24 protein-coding genes are annotated in these 23,654 nt (G+C 46.3%); 11 read left to right on the top strand and 13 right to left on the bottom strand.

Going from position 1 to position 23,654, the window contains the following annotated elements; genetic code table 11:
- Nucleotides 1–42: 42 nt before the first annotated feature.
- Complete coding sequence (locus BLR32_RS10565) at nt 43–2,496, bottom strand: MG2 domain-containing protein (protein ID WP_089831387.1); 2,454 nt, start codon at nt 2,494–2,496, stop codon at nt 43–45.
- 119 nt (nt 2,497–2,615) lie between these two features.
- Here BLR32_RS10565 and BLR32_RS10560 point away from each other — a divergent pair, with 119 nt between their 5' ends.
- A complete protein-coding gene (locus BLR32_RS10560) occupies nt 2,616–3,197 on the top strand; it encodes a Crp/Fnr family transcriptional regulator (RefSeq protein ID WP_089831385.1) in 582 nt (193 codons plus the stop codon).
- Between the two features lie 163 nt (nt 3,198–3,360).
- Here BLR32_RS10560 and BLR32_RS10555 read toward each other — a convergent pair whose 3' ends face one another.
- From BLR32_RS10555 to BLR32_RS10525, 7 genes are all read right to left on the bottom strand, one after another.
- Nucleotides 3,361–3,981: an alpha/beta hydrolase gene (locus BLR32_RS10555; protein WP_089831383.1), complete on the bottom strand. Its 621-nt coding sequence runs from the start codon at nt 3,979–3,981 to the stop codon at nt 3,361–3,363.
- A 15-nt stretch (nt 3,982–3,996) separates the two neighbouring features.
- Nucleotides 3,997–4,302 (bottom strand): GNAT family N-acetyltransferase, encoded by a 306-nt coding sequence (locus BLR32_RS10550; protein WP_089831381.1) that lies wholly within the window; start codon nt 4,300–4,302, stop codon nt 3,997–3,999.
- Between the two features lie 14 nt (nt 4,303–4,316).
- Nucleotides 4,317–5,246, bottom strand: coding sequence for a ring-cleaving dioxygenase (locus BLR32_RS10545; RefSeq protein ID WP_089831379.1), 930 nt, complete (start codon nt 5,244–5,246; stop codon nt 4,317–4,319).
- 17 nt (nt 5,247–5,263) lie between these two features.
- Nucleotides 5,264–6,124 carry a pirin family protein gene (locus BLR32_RS10540; protein ID WP_089831377.1) on the bottom strand — a complete coding sequence of 287 codons (861 nt, stop codon included), beginning with the start codon at nt 6,122–6,124 and terminating at the stop codon, nt 5,264–5,266.
- Nucleotides 6,125–6,150: 26 nt separating this feature from the next.
- Entirely contained in the window at nt 6,151–6,462 is a 312-nt protein-coding gene (locus tag BLR32_RS10535) for a hypothetical protein (protein WP_089831375.1), read from the bottom strand.
- 10 nt (nt 6,463–6,472) lie between these two features.
- On the bottom strand, nt 6,473–7,051 hold the full coding sequence (locus BLR32_RS10530) for a nitroreductase family protein (RefSeq protein ID WP_089831373.1): 579 nt from the start codon (nt 7,049–7,051) through the stop codon (nt 6,473–6,475).
- 83 nt (nt 7,052–7,134) lie between these two features.
- Nucleotides 7,135–7,854, bottom strand: coding sequence for a pirin family protein (locus BLR32_RS10525; RefSeq protein ID WP_089831371.1), 720 nt, complete (start codon nt 7,852–7,854; stop codon nt 7,135–7,137).
- A 217-nt stretch (nt 7,855–8,071) separates the two neighbouring features.
- On the opposite strand from BLR32_RS10525, the gene BLR32_RS10520 reads away from it, so the two are divergent.
- From BLR32_RS10520 to BLR32_RS10495, 6 genes are all read left to right on the top strand, one after another.
- The gene (locus BLR32_RS10520; RefSeq protein WP_089831368.1) at nt 8,072–8,557 is read left to right on the top strand and encodes a hypothetical protein; all 486 of its coding nucleotides are present in this window, start codon (nt 8,072–8,074) and stop codon (nt 8,555–8,557) included.
- A gap of 10 nt (nt 8,558–8,567) precedes the next feature.
- Nucleotides 8,568–8,999, top strand: coding sequence for a helix-turn-helix domain-containing protein (locus BLR32_RS10515; RefSeq protein WP_176842228.1), 432 nt, complete (start codon nt 8,568–8,570; stop codon nt 8,997–8,999).
- A gap of 37 nt (nt 9,000–9,036) precedes the next feature.
- The gene (locus BLR32_RS10510) at nt 9,037–9,441 is read left to right on the top strand and encodes a hypothetical protein (RefSeq protein WP_143011430.1); all 405 of its coding nucleotides are present in this window, start codon (nt 9,037–9,039) and stop codon (nt 9,439–9,441) included.
- A gap of 133 nt (nt 9,442–9,574) precedes the next feature.
- A complete protein-coding gene (locus BLR32_RS10505) occupies nt 9,575–10,024 on the top strand; it encodes a hypothetical protein (protein ID WP_089831362.1) in 450 nt (149 codons plus the stop codon).
- Nucleotides 10,025–10,186: 162 nt separating this feature from the next.
- Nucleotides 10,187–10,390 carry a hypothetical protein gene (locus tag BLR32_RS10500; RefSeq protein WP_089831360.1) on the top strand — a complete coding sequence of 68 codons (204 nt, stop codon included), beginning with the start codon at nt 10,187–10,189 and terminating at the stop codon, nt 10,388–10,390.
- 17 nt (nt 10,391–10,407) lie between these two features.
- Complete coding sequence (locus BLR32_RS10495) at nt 10,408–11,304, top strand: SDR family NAD(P)-dependent oxidoreductase (RefSeq protein WP_089831358.1); 897 nt, start codon at nt 10,408–10,410, stop codon at nt 11,302–11,304.
- 108 nt (nt 11,305–11,412) lie between these two features.
- On the opposite strand, the gene BLR32_RS10490 is transcribed toward BLR32_RS10495, so the two are convergent.
- From BLR32_RS10490 to BLR32_RS10475, 4 genes are all read right to left on the bottom strand, one after another.
- Nucleotides 11,413–12,060, bottom strand: a complete 648-nt coding sequence (locus BLR32_RS10490; RefSeq protein WP_089831356.1) for a class I SAM-dependent methyltransferase — start codon at nt 12,058–12,060, stop codon at nt 11,413–11,415.
- A 92-nt stretch (nt 12,061–12,152) separates the two neighbouring features.
- Nucleotides 12,153–13,694 (bottom strand): DHA2 family efflux MFS transporter permease subunit, encoded by a 1,542-nt coding sequence (locus BLR32_RS10485; protein WP_089831354.1) that lies wholly within the window; start codon nt 13,692–13,694, stop codon nt 12,153–12,155.
- 68 nt (nt 13,695–13,762) lie between these two features.
- Nucleotides 13,763–14,503, bottom strand: a complete 741-nt coding sequence (locus BLR32_RS10480) for an SDR family oxidoreductase (RefSeq protein WP_089831352.1) — start codon at nt 14,501–14,503, stop codon at nt 13,763–13,765.
- A gap of 61 nt (nt 14,504–14,564) precedes the next feature.
- The gene (locus tag BLR32_RS10475; protein ID WP_089831350.1) at nt 14,565–15,149 is read right to left on the bottom strand and encodes a TetR/AcrR family transcriptional regulator; all 585 of its coding nucleotides are present in this window, start codon (nt 15,147–15,149) and stop codon (nt 14,565–14,567) included.
- A 187-nt stretch (nt 15,150–15,336) separates the two neighbouring features.
- Between BLR32_RS10475 and BLR32_RS10470 the strand changes: the two genes are divergently transcribed.
- The 4 genes from BLR32_RS10470 to BLR32_RS10460 all read left to right on the top strand — a co-directional run bounded on the left by BLR32_RS10470 (nt 15,337) and on the right by BLR32_RS10460 (nt 22,304).
- Entirely contained in the window at nt 15,337–16,323 is a 987-nt protein-coding gene (locus BLR32_RS10470) for a YeiH family protein (protein WP_089831347.1), read from the top strand.
- Between the two features lie 124 nt (nt 16,324–16,447).
- A complete protein-coding gene (locus tag BLR32_RS33750) occupies nt 16,448–16,723 on the top strand; it encodes a hypothetical protein (protein WP_143011429.1) in 276 nt (91 codons plus the stop codon).
- Between the two features lie 42 nt (nt 16,724–16,765).
- Nucleotides 16,766–21,124, top strand: coding sequence for a CusA/CzcA family heavy metal efflux RND transporter (locus tag BLR32_RS10465; protein WP_089831345.1), 4,359 nt, complete (start codon nt 16,766–16,768; stop codon nt 21,122–21,124).
- Between the two features lie 13 nt (nt 21,125–21,137).
- Nucleotides 21,138–22,304, top strand: coding sequence for an efflux RND transporter periplasmic adaptor subunit (locus BLR32_RS10460; protein ID WP_089831343.1), 1,167 nt, complete (start codon nt 21,138–21,140; stop codon nt 22,302–22,304).
- A gap of 6 nt (nt 22,305–22,310) precedes the next feature.
- Here the strand turns inward: BLR32_RS10460 and BLR32_RS10455 are convergent, their stop codons facing one another.
- Nucleotides 22,311–23,639 (bottom strand): S41 family peptidase, encoded by a 1,329-nt coding sequence (locus BLR32_RS10455; RefSeq protein WP_089831341.1) that lies wholly within the window; start codon nt 23,637–23,639, stop codon nt 22,311–22,313.
- Nucleotides 23,640–23,654 lie beyond the last annotated feature (15 nt).

Below are 23,654 nucleotides of genomic sequence, written 5' to 3'. Positions count from 1 at the left end.
TCCTAATTATTTTTAGCAATATCGTTTAGCTGAAATAAGCGCTTAGTACACCTGTTCTACCCGTCCTACACGGCCATCGGCTGCAATGCCCTCTACCACAATACGGAAATGTTTGGAGAAGTCATTGTTATAGAAACGGATCGTAGTAGCGTGGGTGATGGAATCTACTGTGATATAAGGGCTCCAGAAGAGTGTAAGGCGTTTGTCAGGCAAAGCATGTACTTCTTTCTTTACCGCATAATCAGGAGAATAGAATTCCTTCACAAGACTGTATCCCGCTTTCTTCATACGCTCAAAGCCACGGATCGTTTCATCTCCTTTATTATCGCCACCTTTCTTGGTATACACCGCAATAGCGCCACCAGCGCCGCCGCCAAAGCCTCCCATGAATGGAGGACGGAATACTTTCACCAGGGCGATATCGTTCACGTTCACATTAGCCAGCATGCTGACATCAGCCGGCATTTCGTTCAGGTACAGGGATGGTTTGGCCCCGCGCCACGACATGCTTGGATTATTGAGATCCCCAGTGATGTTCAAACCTGCAACTTTAGACTGCAGGTACTGGAACACATTCGTCTGGTAAGGTGTTTCTTTCGTCAGGTCAAAAGTGTAACCATCGCCTGAAGAGAACATACCGGAAGTGTAACGTTGTTCTGTAGTTTGTTGAGGAGTGACCTTTTTATCGCGGATGTTCACCTCTTTCAGATAAACCGTCTTGTTGCTCATAGACCGGTTGACCTTATTACTTTCACTGGCGGTGTTCAGGAAGCGGCTCATCGCTGCGATGTCCAGGCCTTCCGGTACCCGCATAGGGTAAGGTAAGGTAACCTGGGGCGATTTATCAAAGAAGTGTGGCTCGAAGGTAACCTGTACATCTTTCCACCTTTTTTGTTTATCGTTGCCCTGGTAGAATACCAGTACAGTATCCATGAACTGAAGATTCGGTACTTCAAATTCACCTTTATCGTTGGTAGGGACAGACGCAAAAGAGGTGCTGCTGTCCAGGGGTTGTTTGAAGATGAAATCCACTTTACCACCTACCAGTGGATAACGGCCGGTATTGGTCACTGCAGTTCCTTTCAGCGACATACCCTGTTCATAAGGGAACCTGATCTTCGGCATGTCATTGTTGAGGATCTTCTGCCAGCTGAATCTTCTCCATCCATTGGTCAGCATCACAAGGTCAAGTCCCTGGATCCTTTCTTTGGTAGTATCCTGGAAATACCAGGCAGGGTTGTAGATATATCCTTTCAGGTCAGATGTGAGCAGCATATTGGAAATAATATTGTGCTCATCCGGATCTTTCAGTACCTGGTCGGCATCGGTAATAGAGATAGACATGCTGGTCTGCACACTGTCAGGCGCAAACAGCTCAATAGAGCTTTTGCCTCTCGGGTCCTTGCTGAGTTCCGCATTCATGAAGCTAATGTCAATCTGGTCGCTCTTCCTGACGAACGCAAGCCTTTCAGAAAGCGGCTGACCTTTATCGCTGAACAGGGTTACCTGTATGATACCGGAGGGAAGTGACTGTGTGGGAATGAAGCCGCTGATCCTGCCTTCGCTGGCATCCAGTACGGCCTTATATATCAGCTGGTTCTGCAGCTGGGCAATCACCATCATGCGATAATAGGCGGAATCATCAGGATTGGCAAGGCTGGCCTGGTAGAAGATACGGCTGCCCCGGTTATAGAGTTTAAGCGCTGCACCTTCAGTTTGTGTGGCAGGGAGTGCTATTTCCTTCTGCTGTCCGGTAGCTATTTTTACAATAGCCTTGTAGCTTTCTCCGGCGGCGGGTGTCAGTTCAAAAGAACCCATACCATCATGCACTGTCTTGATCTCGGCAACAGTTTGTTTCTTACTGTTTTGCACGGTACCTGCAATAGCGATAGGATAACCGTTCTGATCTATGGCTTTGAAGGCTATCAGACCGGAGGCATTCTGCAGCATATTGCCGCCCTCAGGGAAAAACTGCACGGCAAAGTCGCGTGCAATGGCAGTATCTCTTGAAGGGAGGGTACTCTTTTTAGCCGGGTCGAAGATCTCTATATTCTTATAGAACAGGAATTCCGGGTCATAGTTAAGCATCCAGGCGGTATAAGCCCTTACCTGGTACTGGCCGGTTTTCAATGTTTCAGGCAGTTCAAAATCCCCGGCTGCGGCAGCACCGGCTGCAGGCAGGCGTTTCTTCATTACAACGTTGCCATCTTTGTCCAGTAGCTCTACATATATGTTGGAGGCTGTCAGAGAGGGCTGGTTCTGTATCATGATATATGCCTTGAACCAGATGGTTTCACCGGAGGCATAGAAGTCTTTGTCAAAATGCAGGTATACCTTTTCCTGCGGATAACGTTTGTTAAAAAGAGCCAGGGCGTTTGTAATCTTATCCTGCCAGTCGTCGGCTGGCACAAGAGAGAATGCTGTAAGTATGCCTGCTGAGAGGACAGGGATGAGCCATTTCAGCCGGGAATACTTTTTTAGTGATGAAAATTCCATGCGGGACGATTTATGTAATACTTATCTAATTTACTGTCAAAAGATACGTGCTTTGCTTATTATTGCGGTTGAAAGTAAGCTTTTAAGCAAAATTTAAGACAACCGCCCATCAATTTACTATGTTCGGCTCAATTGACCAATTCGTTGCAAGATATATACAGCTTACCCCGGAGGAACTGGAGATCTTCCATTCACTCCTGCAATTCAGGAAAGTAAAGAAAAAGAGTTTTCTCCTGAAAGAAGGAGAAATATGTGATTATGAGGCATATATACTCAAAGGTTGCGTGCGTACCTTCTATGTCGACAAGCAGGGAGCGGAAACAAACCTGACCTTTGCAGTGGAGGATTGGTGGGTGGCGGATATATCCAGCTTTACGGAGCAGCAGCCTTCCCGGCAGAATATAGAGACACTGGAGGACTGTGAGTTGCTGACGATCTCTTATGAAGATAAGAATATCCTGTACCAGAAGGTGCCAAAGTTCGAGAAGCTGTTCCGTATCTTACTACAGCGCACAGCAGGTGTGCTGCAGCAAAGAATATATGCCTCTATTTCTCAGACGGCAGAGGAGAGGTACCTGGCCTTTATCGAGAAGTATCCGGCCATCGTGCAGCGCATCCCCCAGCACCATATAGCCAGGTATATCGGGGTCTCTCCGGAATTCCTGAGCAAGGTGAGAAGCACCATGTACAGAAAGCATTAGGCGCGTAAGCACTTCATATTAACGAAGAAAGGACGGTTTGGTATCGGATTAGAAGTGAACTTGATTCTTCTAACCGGATCTTAAACCGTCCTTTCTATATCACCAAACCGCCAGGTACGCCTCTCCCTGGAGTTGGTGGATTAGTCAATAGCTTTCCTGGATATTACTTACGGAATACCAGTTCATTGGCAAGATCAATCTCATCCTGGCTGATGGTATGGCCCATATTATTGTAAATGTTCACCTTAATATCAGCGCCCATTTCCTGCAGGATCTTTTCGCTCGCCTTTACACGTTCAACGGGTACATGCGGATCAGGATTACTGGAGCCGATGAATACGGGCGTATTTTTAAAATTGCCTGTATAGTTCTCCGGATAGATCTTATCGCCGATCAGGCCACCGGTAAAGGCAACTACTCCGCCGTATTGATCCGCATTACGGGTTACGAATTCCAGGGTAAGACAGGCGCCCTGAGAGAATCCGAGGAAATAGATATTGTCATGCGGGATGCCATCTGCTACTACATCCGCAACTATTTCTTTCAGCACAGAGAGGGCAGACGAGAGCCAGGGCTCATTCTGTGCAGGAGGCATCAGGAAAGAGTAAGGGTACCAGGTACCTCCTGTAGCCTGCGGGGCTATCAGTGCATAATCCCTGACCTCCAGGTAGTTGGAGAGGGTGAGGATATCTTCCGCACTCCCTCCGCGTCCATGGATCATAATCAGCGCCTTCTTTGCTTCTGTCGTCTTTTTCCCTGCTGTTATTATCTTCTTGCTATGCATAAATTGTGTTTGTGGTTATTGCTCCGCCTCCTGTTTCAGCCAGATGTCGGCAAACTCCTCCGGATGCCTCTTAAACTGTGCATGCACATAAGCACACAAGGGTTTTACCTTCAGCTGATGTTCACGGGCATAAGCTACCATGCCATTCAGGAGTACTCTTGCAAGGCCTTTGCCTTCAAACTTCGGATCTATTTCCGTGTGATAAACTGTCAGCACATTATCAGCAATGCTGATGATCATTTCTCCAGTTTGTTCTCCTTCATGCATCAGGTAGAAAGCACCGTGGTTTTTGGCATTGAGCCTGATTACTACTTCATCCATTGTATAGGTGGTTATTAGAGTGCAGGTAATACTTTTTCGATGTCGGCACGCATAGATTCATACTGTACCGGCAGTTTAAGATGTTGTCCCAGCTGCTCCAGCGGTTCATCTACAGTAAAGCCGGGATTGTTGGTAGCGATTTCAAACAGTACACCTCCTGGTTCCCTGAAATAAAGGGAGAAGAAGTAGTCACGGTTGATCTTCTGCGTGATATTCAGTCCTTTCTTTACCACCTTTTCCCTGAAATGCATCAGTACTTCATCGTTTGCCACACGGAAAGCTACGTGGTGGTTGGTACCTCCGCCTCCTTTGCCGGCAGGTTCCTTTGATTCTACCAGGTCTACGATAGACGCTTCAGGAATAGCGTCAGTCACAAAGCGGTGACGGTTTCCTTCCTGTTCCAGGAATTTATACCCAAATACATCTGTCAGAATGCTGGCAGTAGGACCTATGCTTCTCAGGGTCAGCACAACGTTGTGGAACCCTTTGGTAGCGTGGGCAGCTTTGACTTCTGCCGTTTCCCATGCCTGGCGGTTGTCGGTAGTTTTAGACACGATCAGGTTCAGTTTCAGGCCATCCGGATCTTCGAAAGGAAGATACTGTTCTCCAAATCTTTCGGCTATGGGACCATGCGTTACATTATGCGCTTTGAAGCGTTCTGTCCAGAAATCAAGGCTGCCTGCGGGTACGGAATATCCGATCTCTGTTGCCATACCTGTTCCGGTGTGACCGCGACCTATGCCTTCCCATGGAAAGAAGGTCAGAATGGAGCCCGGTGTACCATGCTCATCTCCAAAGTAGAAATGATAAGTACCTGGATCGTCAAAATTTACAGTCTTCTTCACGAAGCGAAGACCTAAGGTTTCTGTATAAAACTGAAGGTTTCTTTTAGCATTGTCTGCAATGGCCGTAATGTGGTGAAGGCCTAAGATTCTATCGTCCATAAAATAGTTTTTAATGTTTAGTAAGCTAGCGTCCCAAAACGGCCATTCTTATAATCCTCAATGGCCTGGTCTACTTCCGCCATGGTGTTCATAACGAAATTGTCTTTGGCTGCTACCGGTTCGTCAATGACTTCTGCTGAGAGGAAAAGTACCTGACTGTCTTCATTGGCAGCTACAGAGAACATAGTGCCTTCTCTTTTGAAAACGATCAGGGAATGTTCCGGCACTGGTGTGATGTCGTCGATAGTTACCCTGCCGTGTGCAACATACAGTAAAGTCCAGTAGTCTTCCGTCACATTGAACTCCACTTCCTTACCACCTGCAATTTCGCCCACCGCGGAAATCACAGGGGTAAAGGAAATGTTCACCGGTCCTGTTTTACCGTCGAATTGTCCGCTTACGAGGCGGAGGTTGACACCATCCTGTTCAAGTATTCCAGGCATGTCCTCTTTCCGTACAAACTGGTAACGGGGATCATCCCATTTATGTGCTGCAGGTACGTTTACCCATAACTGTAATATTTCTGATACGCCGCCATCTTTATGCATCTGTGCTGAAGGCCCCTCGCTGTGGAGAATGGCTTTTCCTGCAAACATCCATTGTGCATCACCAGGATTCAGTAACTGATCGTTACCGGTAGTGTCTTTATGATGCGCCTGTCCCTGTAACTGGAATGTAACGGGAGCAAAACCCCTGTGCGGATGAGGATGTATCCTGTCATCCGATCCCGCCGGCACAATATCCGGTCCTCCATGATGGAGAACAATGAACGGATTGGCGAAGCGGAAGTCTGCATGAGGCAAGGGTTGTAATACCGTCTGGGTAGGAGTGATATTTTTTGCTCTTCCCGCCAGGATGTGTGCAATGTTTTTTTTCATACCAGGTGTTTTATGATACCGGAGTGTTATCTGTTCTCCAGGGCGTATAATATTTCATTTTTCAGTAAGCCGCTTCCTCCGCCATAGTGTCTTTTGACAATGATGGCCGGCGAATGCTGTTTGAAGTAGGCAGTAAGTGTTGCCTCTTCTTCAGGACTGATGCCGGCGCAGAGCAGCACAATATCAAACGCTTCTTTTTCAAAGGCTGCTTTGGCAGCTTCGTCTGTCGTAGCAGTTACACCTGTCCAGTTGTCGGGAGCATTGAGTAATCTTTGCATCACCGTCATAATTTCAGCATTTCTCCCTATAGCGAGTATATGTAGTTGCGTTGGTGCCATATCGTATGGTTTAGTCCAGGTGGGCTGCAATCGCAGATATCGGATTGCGGCTTCTGGGAGTTAATTCCCTTGTTTTGTAAGGCTCATCCAGCTTTTCCGCGCTGTCTATATAACCCAGTGCCAGCATAGATACTGGTTCCTCATTGGCTGGTAGACCCAGTAGTTCAGCGGCGTGTTGTTTGTTGAATCCTGCCATCACATGTCCGTATACATCCATATTTAGTGCCTGTAACAGCATAAAAGAGGTAGCCATGCCAACATCATGCATGTAATAATGATTTTTCTGCTGGGTATCAGGCAGCTCACGGATGCCTATAGAAGCCACCAGTGCAGCAGCATTTTTTGCCCAGGGTACATTACCGGGAGCCAGCGTTGAAAGCAGTTTGTCAAACCCCGGTGTACCACGTAAAGCATATATAAAGCGCCAGGGCTGAGAATTGTTCGCGCTGGGCGCCCATGATCCTGCTTCGAGGATGGTCTCAACTGTTGCCGTATTCAGGTCTTTGGTCGAAAAAGAGCGTGGACTCCACCTGTTCCTGATCAGTTCTAATACTTCATTCTGTGTGTTGGCAATCTTAATAGGAGACATATGATTCTAATTTATATTTTATGTTTACGTTAAGCAAAGGTATATGTTACAACAGATGCTTTTTCAGCAATGAGTTGTCTAAATCAACTGAATAATGGTACATCTATCACCAGCAACTGAGCATCTTCTTCCTGTGAAACGATGGTGAAGTGATTGGTGTCTTTCACACCATAGCCATCACTGTTATCCAGTTCCTGTCCGTTGATGACGAATTTTCCCTTAATGACAAAGAAGTACACGCCGTTTCCCTGTTTTTTGACCTCATAGGAGGTCTCGCTGTTTTTGTCAAACCTGCCCATGTGGAACCAGGCGTCCTGGTACAACCAGGTACCCGCACCACTGGGATCAGGGGAGATCAGCTGTTGCAGGTGGTTAGGCTTGCTTTCAGTATCTATTGTTACCTGGTCATATCTGGGAGCAACATTCAACTGGTTAGGAAATAACCAGATCTGCAGGAAATGAGCAGGTATATCGGTATTGGCATTGTACTCACTGTGGAAAACGCCGGTTCCTGTGCTCATTACCTGTATTTCGCCCGCTTTTGTGATGACGGTATTTCCAAGGTTGTCTTTATGCTCAAGGGCGCCTTGCAGTGGAATACTGATGATTTCCATGTTATCATGAGGGTGAGCATCAAAACCTCTTCCACCAGCTACTATGTCATCGTTCAACACCCGCAGGGCGCCAAACTGCATCCTTTCCGGATTATAGTAGTTGGCAAAACTGAAAGTATGATGGCTGTTTAACCATCCGTGGTCTGCATGTCCACGTGTTGCTGCCTTATGTAATACTGCTTTTGCCATGATCAGTGTATTTATATGTTGCAACAAATATACGCCGGAAAAGAGAAGTAATCCATTAACCTACCTTAAGAAAAGGGGGGCGAAAGAAAAATAGTCTGTCCGTTGTTGCGATAAATTAGCTAAATATGTATTAATTTACTTTTAGGTGAAAAAAAAGAGTAAAAAAATCACTTAGAAGTGATTTAATATTGTTAACTTCGTAAAAGTTTAGTTTTAGGTGAAATCAAAATTAGTTTACCTGACTAATCTCTCAGGTAAAAAGGCCTCGGTCTACAGTATCATTACTGAAGAAAGTCAGTATGCTTTTTTAGACCGGTTTGTAATGGAATACCAAAAAGAGTTCTTTCAGGATCTGCTAAGTATTATGGGGCGGCTCAGGAGTATCGGGAACGTAACAGGGGCGGTCAGTACTTATTTTAAGCTGGATGAAGGGCTGGAATGGGATGATCAGGTATGTGCTCTTTATGATATTCCTGATAAGCATCTGCGCTTGTACTGCATACGTTTGAGTGAGCAGATGGTTATTGTAGGCGGGGGAGGGCCCAAAAATGTCCGGGCCTGGCAGGATGATCCCAAACTCACCCGCGAAGTAAATGAAATGATGCACTACTCGAAAATTATCCGTACCCAGCTAAAGGATAATAATTTAAGAATATCTCTCAACCGGTTAAAACTGGAAGGAGATTTATTACTTACACGTTAAAAAAAGAATGATGGAAAACTTCGAAGCAACCAACACCAACTACACCAGTGATCTGGTAAACAATTTACTGAGTCACATCAGCCCCGCTGAGCAAGACCAGATAGACCATAAAATGAAAATGGCCGCCAAGATTCATGCAGGCCTCAAAGCCAAAGGCTGGAAAAGCCTTGATCTCGCCAGGGAGCTCCACTTAAAAAGTCCATCCCTGGTATCTAAATGGTTAAGCGGCACCCACAATTTTACCATGGATACATTAGTAGATATTCAACGGGTATTGGGCATCAGGTTGCTGGATGCGGATATGACTGCTACCCAGCCACCGCTGAACGTCAATGTTACGGTTCCGGTAGTCCCTTCATCCTTAAAAGGAGCTATTCAGGGACCATTGTATAAAATAGCCGGTCAAAGCGGCGGTTTAACAAGTCCCCCTTTTAATGCCTGAACACAGGTTGTTTTTTCTTTACTATAATCATCACAAATTGGAAACCTCCCCTAATTTACACGGTATCGAACTGCTTTCCTTTTCTCTTTCACCAGAACCTTCAACCGGCAGCAAGGAAAGACAGGCGAGTTATGAGTTCAATGTTCAGCAGGAACAAAAGACAAACGTTGACAAACAAATGGTCATCGTGTTCACCACCGTAACCCTGATACAATCCGGCAACACCCTGCCGCTTGCCAGCGCAACAGTGGCATGTGGCTTTGGTATTCCCATGTTTGAAGAAACACTGACGCGGCAGACGAACGGGGAATACCTGATTCCCGCCGATATAGGACAAGCTGTTTCCAGGGCGGCCACTGGTATTACCCGGGGCATCCTTTATAGCCAGCTGAGAGGTTCTTACCTGCAGGATTGCATTCTCCCCCTGTTGCCGGGAGAATGATCGCTCCTGATCATAAACAGCTTTCCTCATAACCTCCATCATTGCCCTCCCTTCCCCGGAGTGCTAACTTTGAAACATCTTGTCATTCCTGCAACTAATAATTCACCTGTTTGTTTTACAAAAAAGGGAATGCATGGGAAAGAATGACGGGTGTATCATTAACTCATTAAAACGCAACACGATGGAAATATATATCAGCGAAGAAGATGTTTTACGTAACATCCAGAATAAATTCCATGAGGTATATCCTTACCTGAAACTGGAATGCTATCTCTGTCCGCATGACCAGGGAGAAGGCTCTGCAAACAATAAAAAGCTCCCCGGAGATACTCCTATTGAGGAGATCCGTCTGATCCATAGCTTTGGCTGGATAGATATTAGTGAGCACCGCACGGTAGCAGAAGTAGAAAGAGATTTTTACCGGGATATGGGCTTGGCTATACAGATATTCAGACGCTTCAGAAATGGCTGGTTGCAAACCACACGTACAGACGGTCTGTCGCTCGGAGAGCAAAACCGTATGGGGAAAGAAGGCCTCATTGCCGGAACAGCAAAAGAAGCGCCTGTCCAGTCTGCCGATTGAAGAGATTGCAGTCGTAGTTTGTTACCCAGTAATTTATTCCACACTACTGTACCAGCATATGTACAAATATGCCGGTTGACTCCGCCTCGTCCTATATAATAGCATACATGGCTTGTTGTTTGATCCTGATAGATTATTCTTTCAAGCTTAAATTTTTATATTATGGGACAGGATAAACCAAAGATGACAAAAGAAGACCTTACTGGTAAAGCTGAACAGTCAGAAGCAGCTGAATCTTCTGCATCATCTGTTGAGCAGACAGAACGGGAACGTGATAACAAAGGCGCAAAAGAAATAACTCCGGAAGCAAATAAACAGAAGGATGAACTGAAAGAAGCGCCTGAGAGTCTTAAAAATTCCCGTTGATATTTAAACTGAAATGTATGCCAGTAATTAACCTGAACAACCGTAATCAGTATGCACTGATTACCGGCGCCACCAGCGGCTTCGGATATGAGTTGGCAAAATTGTTTGCTAAGGATGGTTTCAGCCTCGTGCTTGTAGCAAGATCGAAAGAAAGATTGCAGGAAGTGACAGATGAGTTGAAGCAACAATATAATATCGAGGTAACACCTATTTCAAGTGATCTCTTCCGACCAGCCGCAGCAAAGGAAATATATGATGAAATACAGGCCAGAGGTATTGTAGTGAATTATCTGGTGAATGACGCAGGACAGGGAGAATGGGGCCGCTTCGTAGATGTTGACCTGCAGCGTAATCTTGACATTATCCAGTTGAACATCTGTTCACTGGTAGCGCTGACTAAATATTTTGTTACCGATATGGTGGCGAGAGGAGAAGGACATATACTGCAATTGGGTTCTGAGGCGGGTAAAGCGCCCATGCCATTATTGTCAGTATATGCAGCTACAAAAGCCTTTGTGCTCTCATTTAGCGCCGCTATCAGTAATGAACTGGTCGGCACTGGTGTAAATATTACGGTGTTAGTGCCCGGTGCGTCCGATACTGACTTTTTCCATAAGGCCAATATGGAATACACCAAGACGTATCGTGAAGAATCATTACAAACACCGGAAGAAGTAGCCCAGGATGGTTATGAAGCACTCATGAGTGGTGAAAGCCGTGTAATATCCGGCGGTAAAACAAAGATGCATGTCTATATGGCGAACTTACTGAGTGATGAAACAAATGCCGTCAACATGCGAAAACTGATGGAGCCGTCAGAGAAAGAAGATGGGAGAACGGCTTCCAGCCATAGCGCTTCCCGCAAGGAACGTGAGTCTATCGGCAGGGAGTCTGGAGATTTGAAAGAGAGATAGGCACAAGCCTATCCCTCTTTTTTATTAGTGGTTGTTCAGGATAGAATGCATGAAATTCTTACTAAATCTCATGAATCATCCATGAAACGATTTCGCAGTATGGGTAAATTAACAATTATTAACAAGCCCCTCTTTATAGTAAACGGCCGACCTGATAAACTTTTTGAAATAGAATACCTCGAAAAGACTTGTATAGTGATGCGTTTTGAATAAAGGCTCAATATCAGCCAGCGCACTTGCTTCCACATGACATAATATCCGGAAGAACACGTACATACTTTGTAGTAATATCCGCTGCCATAACGGGGCTACTTTCTGGTAGTGAAAATCGGTAAACAGCCATCTCCCTCCTGGCCTGAGCATGCTATGAAGATGAAGGAAAATGGGTTTTATCCTTTCCTGGGAGAAGTTATCAAACAAGAAGGGCGTCATGACAACGTCGAAGATAAGAGAACGATCCCTGTTGAAATCTTCTATGGCCATATTGATAAACGTTACCTCATGCTGATATTTTTGCTCCTTTGCGAGTGCGATCATATTCGCAGAGATCTCCACATAATAAATGTGTAAACCGGGCGGGCATCTTTTTGCTATTTCTTCCAGTATCCAGCCTGTTCCTCCACCCGCTATCAGCACTTTGCTGTTTATTTCGATATACGGCAGAAGGGCTGTCTGCGCATCCTGCTGTGCAGTACGAAATACGATACGGCTGAGGAAATCATAGTATCTGGCAATATTGTCGTAGTTGTTCTTCATTCACCGGCAGGTATGGGCTGCAAATTAGCCGAAAAGGGCCAGGGAGCCAAATGCTTCCCCAGCCCTGGTATACTTGACAAAGCGAGAACATGCTAATGATCTGCCAGTACCACCTGTACTTTCGCGCCTTTCTTCCTTTTTGATGCCATAAGTAATAAAGGCAGTGAACACAGGAATACCACCCCTATTAACAGATAGGCATCATCGAAGCTCAGCATCGAAGTCTGCCGGGTAATACCGGCATCTATAAGTCGCAATGCCTTGGCCTTAGACTCCGCCAGACCTGCGCCCTTTGATATAAAGAATTGTGTATAGTCAGCCAGCCGTTTTACCGCAATCGGATTGTCTGCCGTGATATTGGATACAAGGTCGGATCTGTGTACTGCATTACGGTTGGCCAGGTAAGTGTTTACCATCGCCAGGCCAAAAGAACCTCCCAGTTGCCGCATCATATTATTCAAAGCAGCTCCCTGTGCAAGGTCGGCCGGAGGAAGTGACGACACTGCTAATACGGATAATGGTACGGTGATGATGGCCAGTCCCACACCTCGCCAGATCAGTGTCGTGGTCAGACCAAAGGCACTGGCGTCAAGGTTATAACGCGACATCTGCCAGCTAAAGACGACAAACATCAGCATACCGGTGGTGATCATAACAAGAGGGGAGACACCTCTCTGCAGCAACCTGGCCGAGACAACCAATCCTCCTATAGCGAGTATAGCGCCGGGCAGTAATAGCAAACCTGTTTGTGTCGGTGTAAAATTGAGCAGTCTCTGTGCGAATACAGGCGTCAGAAATACAGAACTGAACAGGCCCACACCCGATACAAAGGTGAGCACAGCCGCCAGGCTCAGGTTCCTGCTTTTAAGTACCCGCAGGTTGACCACGGGTGTTTTTGTGGTGAGTTCCCACCATATGAATAATAATAATCCAAAGAAGGCCGTAACACTGAGGAAAACAATGTATCCTGCCTCAAACCAGTCGTCAGTCTCCCCCCGTTCCAATACTGTTTGCAGAGATCCGATGCCAATAGCCAGCAGGATGATACCTGCCCAATCGACACTACCCGCTGTTTCTTTTACCTTTGGTTCTGTCAGTAAAGCATAACAGATAGCGGCTGCAACAATACCTATAGGAACATTAATGTAGAATATCCATGGCCAGTCGTAGAATTCTGTAATGTAACCACCCAGGGTAGGGCCAATGGTAGGACCAACGAATACGCCGATGCCAAATAAGGCACTTGCCACATTCTGTTTTTCTTTCGGGAAAAGTTCGAATACAATCACCTGTGAAACGGATAACAGCGCGCCTCCACCCATACCCTGTAAGAAGCGGAAGATAACCAGCACCCAGATGTTGGATGCCTGGCCACACATGAATGAAAAGAAGGTAAAAGCGATGATAGAACCGATATAGTAATTTCGCCGGCCGAGTTTATTCGAAAGGAAACTGGTGATAGGAATAATGATCACGTTGGCAATAGCATATGCCGTGATCACCCAGGAAGTATCTTCCAGTGTTGCGCCCAGGTTGCCGCTCATGTGCGATAATGCTACGTTGACGATGGATGTGTCTATCAGCTCCATTACCGCAGCAGCAATAACGGTGATAAGCAGTATAGTCCTTTTCATGCGAGAGAATTATGTAGAGACAGTAATTATACCAGTCGGTATAATTACTGTCAAAGTAAAAGCAGGATTTATCTTGCGGTGTTCAGTACTGCGAAAGCCTCTGTAGGAGAAGAAAGGAACAATTTATAGAAATCGGCAGTATTGCCTACATGTATTTCATAATGATCTGTAGCCAGTGCGTCTATTAAGGCTTGTGCTACTGCAGCAGGGGGCATACCGTTCTCACCACCGATCTCCTTTGAGAATTCCGTATTCACTAATGGCGGCATCAGTTCAAATACTTTCACACTGGTTGCAGATAATGCATGTCTCAGTACCTGTGTATAGGAGTGTAAAGCAGCTTTACTGGCAGCATAACCCGGGAGTCTCACACCTGGAGCGAAGGCCACGATAGAAGTCACGTTTACAATAGCTGCTTCCGGTTGTTTTTCCAGCAATGGCAGTAACAATTCATTCAGCCTGATCACGGAGAGGAAATTGGTATGGATCTCCTTAGATGCTTTATCGTAAGCATTTACACCTGCCTCCAGTCTGTATACTTCCGCTGCTGCTGCGTTGTTGATCACAACGTTCAGGGTTGGAAATTCTTTTTTCAACCTTTCTACAAGTGCCAATACATCTTCTTCTTTTGATACGTCAGATACTATTGGTGTGACGTTTTTCAGCTGTACTGCTGCTTTTTCTAAGGTGCCTGCATTTCTGCCGGTAATGATGACATGATTGCCTTTTTCAGATAACAGTTTAGCTGTCTGAAAGCCAATACCTGCTCCGCCGCCGGTTATCAGGACAGTGTTGTTAATCGTTTTCATGATGTTCTTTTTACGCTTTGAAAAATAATACCGATTGGTATATTTATAGTTAAAAAAATAGTCAGAGTGATGTTATATATTTTCTGGCCACCTCCATGACACTTCTGCCATATTCTGGCTTGCTGGTTGTCCTGGCTACGAATATAGCCCCCTGGATCATCGAGATCAGCGTCAGTGCCGCCTGCTCAGGGTTTGCATCCGGAGAGATCTCTTTATTCCTGATCCCTTCTTCTATCATGCTGATGGTTCTTTCCTTCCAGCTTTCAATCGCATTTGCCACCCTTTCCTTCAGAGCCGGATGTGTATCGTCTGCTTCAGGACCGGTATTTATCAGTGGACAACCACCTTCCGGATAAGCCACCAAACGCTCCTTTTCAAAGAGAAAAGTGCGCACCATCAATTTTTCCTTGATGGTTTTCGCTTTTTCCTCCTCTGCGCGGACATATGTTCTCAGCTTGCGGAGATTGTAATCAAATGATGCCAGTGCCACTTCATCTTTATTGGCAAAATTGCCGTAAATGCTACCTTTCGTAAGACCAGTCGCCTCCGTCATATCAGAGAGAGAAGTACCGGCAAATCCCTTCTTATTAAAGATAGGCGCCGTTTTCTCTACTATAAACTCCTTCGTTCTTTCTGCCTTACTCATATCGCTTTCATTAAGACGATGTAAAATTATACCAATCGGTATTATTTGCCAAATAAATCTTTTCTATTTGGTCGATAGATAACTTACATGGCATACAGGTAATAACCTTAGGTTATCGAATATTACCAATCGTGATTTCCTTTAACAGTAGATGTAGCGCAACTTTGTGTCATCAAAAGATCAGTATATGACTACAATAGCGCATAATGAAAAGACAGAAGGCATAGTGAAGAAGAATTTTCTGGACAGAAGCATCACTACCCGGGAAGTGATATTTATATTAGCGCTCACCGCCTGCCTGACACCCTGGGTATCTCCTCCCGTAGCGCTGGTAATAGGTTTGATCATCGCACAGTTTATAGGTCATCCCTTCCTTTATCTCAATCACAAAGCCACACATGTATTGTTGCAGGTCTCTGTTGTAGGACTCGGCTTCGGTATGAATATCCATAGTGCCGTAAAAGCCGGTAGTGAAGGCTTTTTATTTACGGTAGCCTCTATTACCGGCACCCTCGTAATTGGCTACATCGCTGGGAAATTATTAAAGATTGATACCAAAACATCCCACCTGATCTCCTGCGGTACTGCCATCTGTGGAGGAAGCGCCATCGCTGCAATTTCACCAGTCATCAGAGCCGAAGAAAAACAATTGTCTGTAGCACTGGGCACGGTTTTCATCCTGAACTCCGCCGCGCTATTCCTATTTCCCTTTATTGGTCATCTCCTGCATATGACCCAGACACAGTTTGGCCTCTGGAGCGCTATCGCTATTCATGACACCAGCTCTGTCGTAGGAGCTGCCAGCAAATATGGTCCTCAGGCACTCGAAATAGCAACCACCGTTAAGCTGGCCCGCGCACTCTGGATCATCCCTGTTGTACTGCTGACTGCCTTCTGTTTCAAAACAGGTAAACAGAAGATGAAGATACCGTACTTCATAGGGCTGTTTATCCTTGCCATGATCATACATACCTACATCCCTATGCCGTCAGCCAGTGAAGTGATCGTCAAGGTAGCAAAAACGGGTCTCACCGTTACCCTGTTCCTGATTGGCGCAGGATTATCAGGCGCGGTATTGAAAGGAGTAGGCATAAAACCAATGATACAAGGTGTGCTTTTATGGGTCATCATTTCCGGGGCAGCCTTGTGGGCAGTACTACAACTGGCAAAATAGCGAGAAAGGCCATAGATGGCTGTCAGACAGGAACATCTGCATGCCCGTTCTGGCGACTGACAACAGTGTTGCAATCTTTCATTATAAATTAATCTGATGATTGACCTATATTTGACCCGGCATTATGAAAGTAATTACATTGATCATATCGGTCTATGTACTGCTGATGGCAGTCATCCCCTGTTGCAATTTTGATAATTGCGAAGGCGACAGGCATGATGTGCCGCAAGGAATATGTTCCCCTTTCTTCAATTGCCATAACTGCTCTGTTCCCGTAGTATTGGAAAAGACAGTACAGATAGAACCCGTTACGAACATTATTTACACCCATTATACAGAATACCGGGCCATCTCTCTTCCCGGTTATACAGCGAAATGCTGGAACCCTCCAAGGGCATAATACGTCCATATTATCCCTTTATTCATCATTTAAACTAAATCCATGCTCGATAAGATCATCGGTTTCTCCGTACGGAATAAACTGATCATTATACTCTTTATCGTCGGGCTGATCGCGTGGGGTATTTACGCCCTCACGAGATTGCCTATAGACGCATTGCCCGACATTACCAACAATCAGGTGCAGATCATCACAACTGCGCCTTCACAGGCTGCACAGGACATAGAACGGCTTGTCACTTTCCCGGTGGAACAATCTGTTGCTTCCATCCCCGGTATTACTGAAGTCCGCTCGTTTTCCCGCTTTGGCCTGAGCGTAGTAACCGTAGTTTTCCAGGAGCATATAGACGTCTACTGGGCCCGGCAACAGGTCAGTGAAAGACTGACAACTGTCAAAGACCAGATCCCTCCCGGTGTAGGAAGTCCGGAACTGGCGCCCGTTACCACCGGATTGGGAGAAATATACCAGTATGTTGTGCACACGAAGCCGGGCTATGAAAAGCGATATAATGCCATGGAGCTGCGGAGTATACAGGACTGGATCATCCGCAGACAATTGCTGGGCGTACCCGGCGTAGCAGATGTAAGCAGCTTTGGTGGTTTTCTCAAACAATATGAGATCGCGCTTGATCCTGAAAAGCTGCGTAGCATGGACCTCAGTATTACTGATGTGTTCAATGCCCTGGCTAAGAACAACCAGAACACCGGCGGTGCTTATATTGATAAAAGACCCAACGCCTGGTTCATCCGTAGCGAAGGATTGATAGGTAGTCTGGAAGATATCGGGAATGTAGTCGTAAAAACACACAGCAGTGGCATCCCGGTGCTGATAGACAACGTCGGAAAAGTAGGTTACGGCCACGCTATCCGTTATGGCGCCATGACACGCAACGTGGAAGGCGAAAGGGTAGGGGCCATCGTGCTGATGCTGAAAGGCGCCAACTCTTCTGCCGTGATCAAAAATGTTAAGGAGAGGATCAGGCAGATAGAAAAGACCCTGCCGGAAGGTATATTGATAGAACCTTTCCTGGACAGAACTAAACTGGTGAACAATGCCGTGGAAACTGTCGTACGTAACCTCGCCGAAGGAGCCCTGATCGTCATCTTCGTACTGGTACTCCTGCTGGGCAATCTCAGAGCCGGCCTGATCGTAGCATCCGTCATTCCCCTCGCTATGCTGTTTGCCATCTGTATGATGCAGCTCTTCAATGTTTCCGGTAACCTGATGAGCCTCGGAGCGATCGACTTCGGCCTGATCGTAGATGGAGCGGTCATCATCGTAGAAGCGACCATGCATCACCTGGGATTACGGAAAACAGGCGTCGCATTTACACAGTCGGAAATGGACGACGAAGTATACACTGCCGCCAGCCGTATCAGAACCTCCGCTGCCTTTGGCGAGATCATCATATTAATCGTTTATCTGCCTATTCTGGCGCTTTCCGGTGTAGAAGGAAAGATGTTCCGGCCAATGGCGCAGACAGTCTCATTTGCCATCTTAGGGGCCTTTATTCTCTCGTTGACCTATGTGCCAATGGCTAGTGCATTGTTCCTGAGTAAAAAGGCAGTGCATAAACGCACCCTGTCTGACAGGATCATGGACTATCTGCATCGCGTTTATACTAAGGCTTTAACCTTTGTATTACGCTTCAAACGTGCTGTCATCGTAATATCCATCGGCTTGTTTGGTGCAAGCCTGTTACTATTCACCCGGCTGGGTGCAGAATTTATTCCATCCCTGGATGAAGGCGACTTCGCCGTAGAGACAAGATTGCTGACAGGCAGCAGCCTGTATGAAACGATAGACGTTGCCGGTAAGGCGGCTGATATCTTGCTGAAGCAGTTCCCCGATGAGGTAAAGGAGGTAGTCGGCAAGATCGGTAGCAGCGAAATCCCTACTGACCCCATGCCGGTGGAAGCATGTGACCTGATCATTGCCCTGAAAGACCGTTCTGAATGGACAAAGGCAAAAAACAGAGATGAACTGGCAGATAAAATGACGGAAGCCCTCGAGGCGATACCCGGTGTTAGCTTTGGCTTCCAGCAGCCCATACAAATGCGTTTCAATGAACTGATGACCGGCGCCCGGCAGGATGTAGTGGTAAAGATCTATGGCGAAGATCTTGACAGACTTGCTGCCTATGCGCATAAAGTAGGAAGTGTGGTAAGCGGCATACGCGGCGCGGCCGACCTGTACGTGGAGCAGTCTTCCGGTTTGCCGCAGATCGTAGTACAATACCACCGTGACCAGATTGCCCGCTTCGGTCTGAATATAGAAGACATCAACACCGTGATCAATACTGCTTTCGCAGGCCAGCGTGCAGGTGTCATCTATGAAGGAGAGAAGAGGTACGACCTGGTGGTCAGACTGGATAAAGAGAGCCGGGCTGGCCTGGAAGATGTATCCGCATTATACGTTACAGCTCCCAATGGTAACCAGGTACCTTTGAACCAGGTGGCGGATATCAGCCTGAAAGTAGGACCTAACCAGATACAGCGTGATGATGCCAAACGGCGTATCACCATAGGATTTAATGTACGTGGCAGAGATGTGGAAAGTATTGTGGAGGAGTTACAACAGAAGATAAGTCAGAAAGTGAAAATGTCTCCCGGTTATTACATCACCTATGGCGGCTCCTTCGAAAATCTGCAGCAGGCCAGATCGCGACTCAAGATAGCAGTACCGGTAGCATTGCTGCTGATATTCATTTTACTGTATTTCTCTTTTGGTTCTGTAAAACAGGGCTTACTCATTTATACTGCCATTCCTTTATCCGCCGTAGGTGGTATTGTAGCTTTATGGTTGCGGGGGATGGCTTTCAGTATCTCAGCTGCTGTCGGTTTTATCGCGCTCTTTGGTGTGGCCGTACTCAATGGCATTGTGCTCATTGCCGAATTTAACCGCCTGCGTAAAGAAGGAATAACTGACCTGCGGGAGATTGTCATGCGGGGTACAGGTACCCGCTTACGTCCTGTGATCATGACGGCCACCGTTGCTTCATTGGGTTTCCTGCCCATGGCTTTGTCGCATGGCAGTGGAGCAGAAGTACAGAAGCCGCTGGCTACAGTAGTTATCGGCGGACTGATAACCGCAACCCTGCTTACCTTGTTTGTATTGCCCTGTCTGTACATCTTATCTGAAAAAATAAAAAGCGCCGGAAACATGCATAAAACAGTCATGATCCTGTTGCTGCTGACAGGTGCTCCCATGCTCTCACATGCACAACAGCCACTTACACTCGATGGCCTTATACAGCTTACACTGCAGCAGAATAAAGGGCTGCAGGCGGCAGGAGCCGGTGTAGACTACTATAAACAATTAAAACGGACAGCAGGAGAATTACCCAAAACAGACATCGGTCTGCAATATGGGCAATACAATAGCTATGTCAAAAACGATAATAATATCACTGTCACCCAGAAGATCCCTTTCCCCTCTGTATTCGGTGCAAAGGCATCTCTGTACGATGCACAAATGCAGGGCAGTAAGCTGCAACAGGCTGTCACTAAACATGAACTGGTATTCCAGGTCAGGCAAGGCTGGTACCAGCTGCAGTACCTCTATGCATACAGGCAACTGCTGGCGCAACAGGATAGTATTTACCAACGCTTTGTAAAAGCGGCAGACCTGAAGTTCAGAACAGGCGAAACAGGACTATTGGAGAAGACCTCCGCCGAAACACGACTGGCAGAGATACGCCATCTCAATAAGCAAAGTCTTGCAGAAGAACAGGTACTGCTGGCGGGATTACAAGGTTTGTCAGGCAGTACTACGCCGCTGCTTATCGCCAAACAAACACTGGAACCTTTATCTGCCGGTATTGTTGGCGATTCCGCTCAACTGCAGCATTATCCTGCATTACAGTGGCAACAGCAGCAGGTAGTTATCCAGGAAAAAGAGAAGAAGCTCGAAGCAAATGCACTATTGCCTGATCTATCAATCGGTTATTTTAATCAATCCCTGATAGGCACTTCACTCAACAGTGGAGGTACCGCAATCGCCAAAGGCGGCGACCGTTTCCAGGGTTGGCATGCCGGCGTTTCCATTCCTTTATGGCTAGGCCCCTTCCGTGCAAGAGTAAAGGCTGCGGAACAGCGCAGAATACAGGCAGACTTTCACTATCAGCAAATGAATGTTGAGTTGAAAAGCAGATGGCAACAAGCAGTGGCAGAGTACTCCCGTTATAAAAGCAGCCTGGATTATTACCGGGAAACTGCCATACCTAATGCGATGCTCATAGAGAAACATGCATTGCTGGGATATGAGAAAGGAGATGTAGGATATACTACCTATCTCTTAAGCCTGCAGGAAGTATTCAACATCCGCGAAGCCTGGCTGCAAACCATCCGTGGCTATAACAATGCGGTATTGTCCTTACAAATGCTGAACGCACAACAATAATCAACAGAAAATCATGAAGTATCTCATATATAGTGCCCTGATCATTTCCTTAGCTGCCTGTGGCAATAAAACAGAAAAAGAAGCACCGGAAGAACAACATGCCGCGGCTGAAGGAATGGTAGCAGAATTAACACCGGTACAGTATACCACCGTTGGTATAAAGACTGGTAAGATCGAACAAAAACAAATCAGTAGTAATATCCGTGCCAATGGTAAACTGGATGTACCTCCGCAGAGCATGATCACTATCTCTGCACCCTTCGGCGCTTTCGTAAAGAACACAGCCTTATTACAGGGTACCCTGATCCATAAGGGCGAAGTGGTAGTTTCTTTGCAGCATCCCGATCTGATTCAATTGCAGCAGGATTACCTGGAGAATAAAGGACAGCAGGAATACCTGCTGGCAGAATACCAGCGACAGGAAGCACTGGCCAAAGAGAATGTGAATGCGCAGAAAGTATTTCAACAGGCAAAGGCTAACTATCTCTCCAATGCTGCCCGTATCAAAGGATTACAGGAGAAACTGAAACTGCTCAACATCAATCTGACAGCTCTGGACGCAGGAAATATCCAGAGCACTATTCAGCTTTATAGCCCGATTACCGGGTACGTGACTGTCGTGAATACTAACATCGGCGCTTATGTAAATCCATCTGATAAACTGTTTGAAATCGTCAATACAGAGCACCTGCATGCGGAACTCACCGTGTTTGAAAAAGATATTCCTAAACTAAAGCTGGACCAGCGAGTTCGTTTCACCCTGGCGAATGAGACTACACAACGTAGCGCCCGGGTACATCTCATAGGTCGTGAGATCAGCAATGAACGTACGGTACAGGTACACTGTCACCTGGACAATGAAGACCGCGAACTGTTGCCCGGTATGTACCTCACTGCCTGGATCGAAATAGGCAATGCCATGGTAAATGCTTTGCCGGATGAGGCGATCATTCAGTTTGAAGGCAAGCCCTGTATCTTTATCGCTAAGGGGCGTGAAGCAGGAGCCGAAGGGAATTATCTTTACGAGATGCTGCCTATAGAAAAGGGTAACAGCGAATTAGGCTATACAGAAGTGATTATGCCACCTGGCTTTGATATCAAAGGCGCAGATGTTGTTGTAAAAGGCGCCTTTGCATTATTCTCTAAACTTAAAAACACAGGAGAAGAAGACGAGCATTAGTGACGATCAACGGGAACGGGCCTCTGACAAAGCTTCCTTTAACACCCTGTCTTCATGTTGGAGATATTCCATTGCAGAAGGCTGTACCTGCAGATGCGGAATAATGCCGTGACCAGGATATTTTGCGGGAATCACATCCATGACATATTTGATAGTAGGTATCCAGACAGTTACTTTACTGGATGGCAATTCAACCTGTATCATTTGTCCGGAGTGATTCCCTTCATACCCTCCGCCGGTTTCTTCGCCGATAAAAGTAGCCCTGTGATTACTATACGCAACCGCACAGAATTCAGCCGCTGCAGAGAAAGTATTGCCACCTGTCAATATCCAGACAGCACCGCTGTACGGTAAGGCAGCAGGGCGTTGTATGCCCAGCCCGGGTTTGCCTGACAGTTTCTTTTTATCTTTCTCCAGATAGCTATAATAACGGAATGCCTGTTTAGTGAGATAGGAATACAACATCACACCATATGCGTCCCTGCCACCACCATTGTCCCGCAGGTCGATAATGAGTTTTTGTACCTTGTCCTGTTTTATTCTCCTGAAAGTTTTTTCCAGAAAAGCAGGATAATCCAGCTTCGCCTGCTGAAGATCATCCGCACCGAAGGTCCTGATATTAAGGATACAGATATTGTCTTCCGTAAAAGTAGCAGATAACAGAGGTTTTTCTTCTTCAGAGATCTTCAGTGTATTGATGACTTTTTCTTCCACAGCAGGCAGCGAGACAGTTGAAGGCTCCCCGGAGGAAGAAATATACTCCACGGTAAATCCCGCCGAATAGCCATAAGAGAGATAATAATAGAAATAGAAGATCTGGTTAAGGATCAGTGCTTTCTTACTTGTACTGTAACCGTCTGACATCAGGTAGTCGTACATCTTTTGCCGCATAGCATCTGCAGGATGTGAGTTGACGCTTATCAGGCGACTACCGGCTGGTATCTTATTATCGATACTGTTAACGATAAAGATGCTATCACTTTTAAAATAAGTGATCAGCGGCAGATAGCTGTTTTCAGTATGAATGGTCTGCGAAAAACGTGGTGATGCGCCTGTTGACAGATGACCATCTTTCACCGCACTTAGCAATACTTTGACGATACCATAGAACTGCCTGTCGTCCGTGTCATCGTTCAATTGCTGATAACAACTGTCAAACAATTGCTCCATCCGGGCTTGGGCCGTATACTCATACAAGGCCGGATGGATCGTTTCCAGTTTCGTTTTCAGCAACTGCAGATCTGCTTTCAGTGAATTACCACGTTGTGCTGATGCAAGATGGGCACAGCAAATGAAAATAATGGCAGGCAGTAGTTTGATTAACCGGGTAAACATGTACCCAATTTAATG

Source organism: Chitinophaga filiformis (assembly GCF_900102545.1).
Classification (GTDB): domain Bacteria; phylum Bacteroidota; class Bacteroidia; order Chitinophagales; family Chitinophagaceae; genus Chitinophaga; species Chitinophaga filiformis.
Note: the sequence above shows the minus strand (reverse complement) of the source record. Positions and strands in the feature narration are given on the sequence as shown.

Bases quoted from the DNA above. Each gene is read 5' to 3' on its own strand.
- BLR32_RS10500 (WP_089831360.1), top strand. From the start codon at position 10,187: ATGGGACAGGATAAACCAAAGATGACAAAAGAAGACCTTACTGGTAAA.
- BLR32_RS10470 (WP_089831347.1), top strand. From the start codon at position 15,337: ATGACTACAATAGCGCATAATGAAAAGACAGAAGGCATAGTGAAGAAG.
- BLR32_RS10560 (WP_089831385.1), top strand. From the start codon at position 2,616: ATGTTCGGCTCAATTGACCAATTCGTTGCAAGATATATACAGCTTACC.
- BLR32_RS10540 (WP_089831377.1), bottom strand. From the start codon at position 6,124: ATGAAAAAAAACATTGCACACATCCTGGCGGGAAGAGCAAAAAATATC.
- BLR32_RS10535 (WP_089831375.1), bottom strand. From the start codon at position 6,462: ATGGCACCAACGCAACTACATATACTCGCTATAGGGAGAAATGCTGAA.
- BLR32_RS10565 (WP_089831387.1), bottom strand. From the start codon at position 2,496: ATGGAATTTTCATCACTAAAAAAGTATTCCCGGCTGAAATGGCTCATC.
- BLR32_RS10555 (WP_089831383.1), bottom strand. From the start codon at position 3,981: ATGCATAGCAAGAAGATAATAACAGCAGGGAAAAAGACGACAGAAGCA.
- BLR32_RS10495 (WP_089831358.1), top strand. From the start codon at position 10,408: ATGCCAGTAATTAACCTGAACAACCGTAATCAGTATGCACTGATTACC.
- BLR32_RS10475 (WP_089831350.1), bottom strand. From the start codon at position 15,149: ATGAGTAAGGCAGAAAGAACGAAGGAGTTTATAGTAGAGAAAACGGCG.
- BLR32_RS10465 (WP_089831345.1), top strand. From the start codon at position 16,766: ATGCTCGATAAGATCATCGGTTTCTCCGTACGGAATAAACTGATCATT.
- BLR32_RS10545 (WP_089831379.1), bottom strand. From the start codon at position 5,246: ATGGACGATAGAATCTTAGGCCTTCACCACATTACGGCCATTGCAGAC.
- BLR32_RS10460 (WP_089831343.1), top strand. From the start codon at position 21,138: ATGAAGTATCTCATATATAGTGCCCTGATCATTTCCTTAGCTGCCTGT.
- BLR32_RS33750 (WP_143011429.1), top strand. From the start codon at position 16,448: ATGAAAGTAATTACATTGATCATATCGGTCTATGTACTGCTGATGGCA.
- BLR32_RS10530 (WP_089831373.1), bottom strand. From the start codon at position 7,051: ATGTCTCCTATTAAGATTGCCAACACACAGAATGAAGTATTAGAACTG.
- BLR32_RS10485 (WP_089831354.1), bottom strand. From the start codon at position 13,694: ATGAAAAGGACTATACTGCTTATCACCGTTATTGCTGCTGCGGTAATG.
- BLR32_RS10515 (WP_176842228.1), top strand. From the start codon at position 8,568: ATGGAAAACTTCGAAGCAACCAACACCAACTACACCAGTGATCTGGTA.
- BLR32_RS10490 (WP_089831356.1), bottom strand. From the start codon at position 12,060: ATGAAGAACAACTACGACAATATTGCCAGATACTATGATTTCCTCAGC.
- BLR32_RS10505 (WP_089831362.1), top strand. From the start codon at position 9,575: ATGGGAAAGAATGACGGGTGTATCATTAACTCATTAAAACGCAACACG.
- BLR32_RS10480 (WP_089831352.1), bottom strand. From the start codon at position 14,503: ATGAAAACGATTAACAACACTGTCCTGATAACCGGCGGCGGAGCAGGT.
- BLR32_RS10525 (WP_089831371.1), bottom strand. From the start codon at position 7,854: ATGGCAAAAGCAGTATTACATAAGGCAGCAACACGTGGACATGCAGAC.
- BLR32_RS10455 (WP_089831341.1), bottom strand. From the start codon at position 23,639: ATGTTTACCCGGTTAATCAAACTACTGCCTGCCATTATTTTCATTTGC.
- BLR32_RS10550 (WP_089831381.1), bottom strand. From the start codon at position 4,302: ATGGATGAAGTAGTAATCAGGCTCAATGCCAAAAACCACGGTGCTTTC.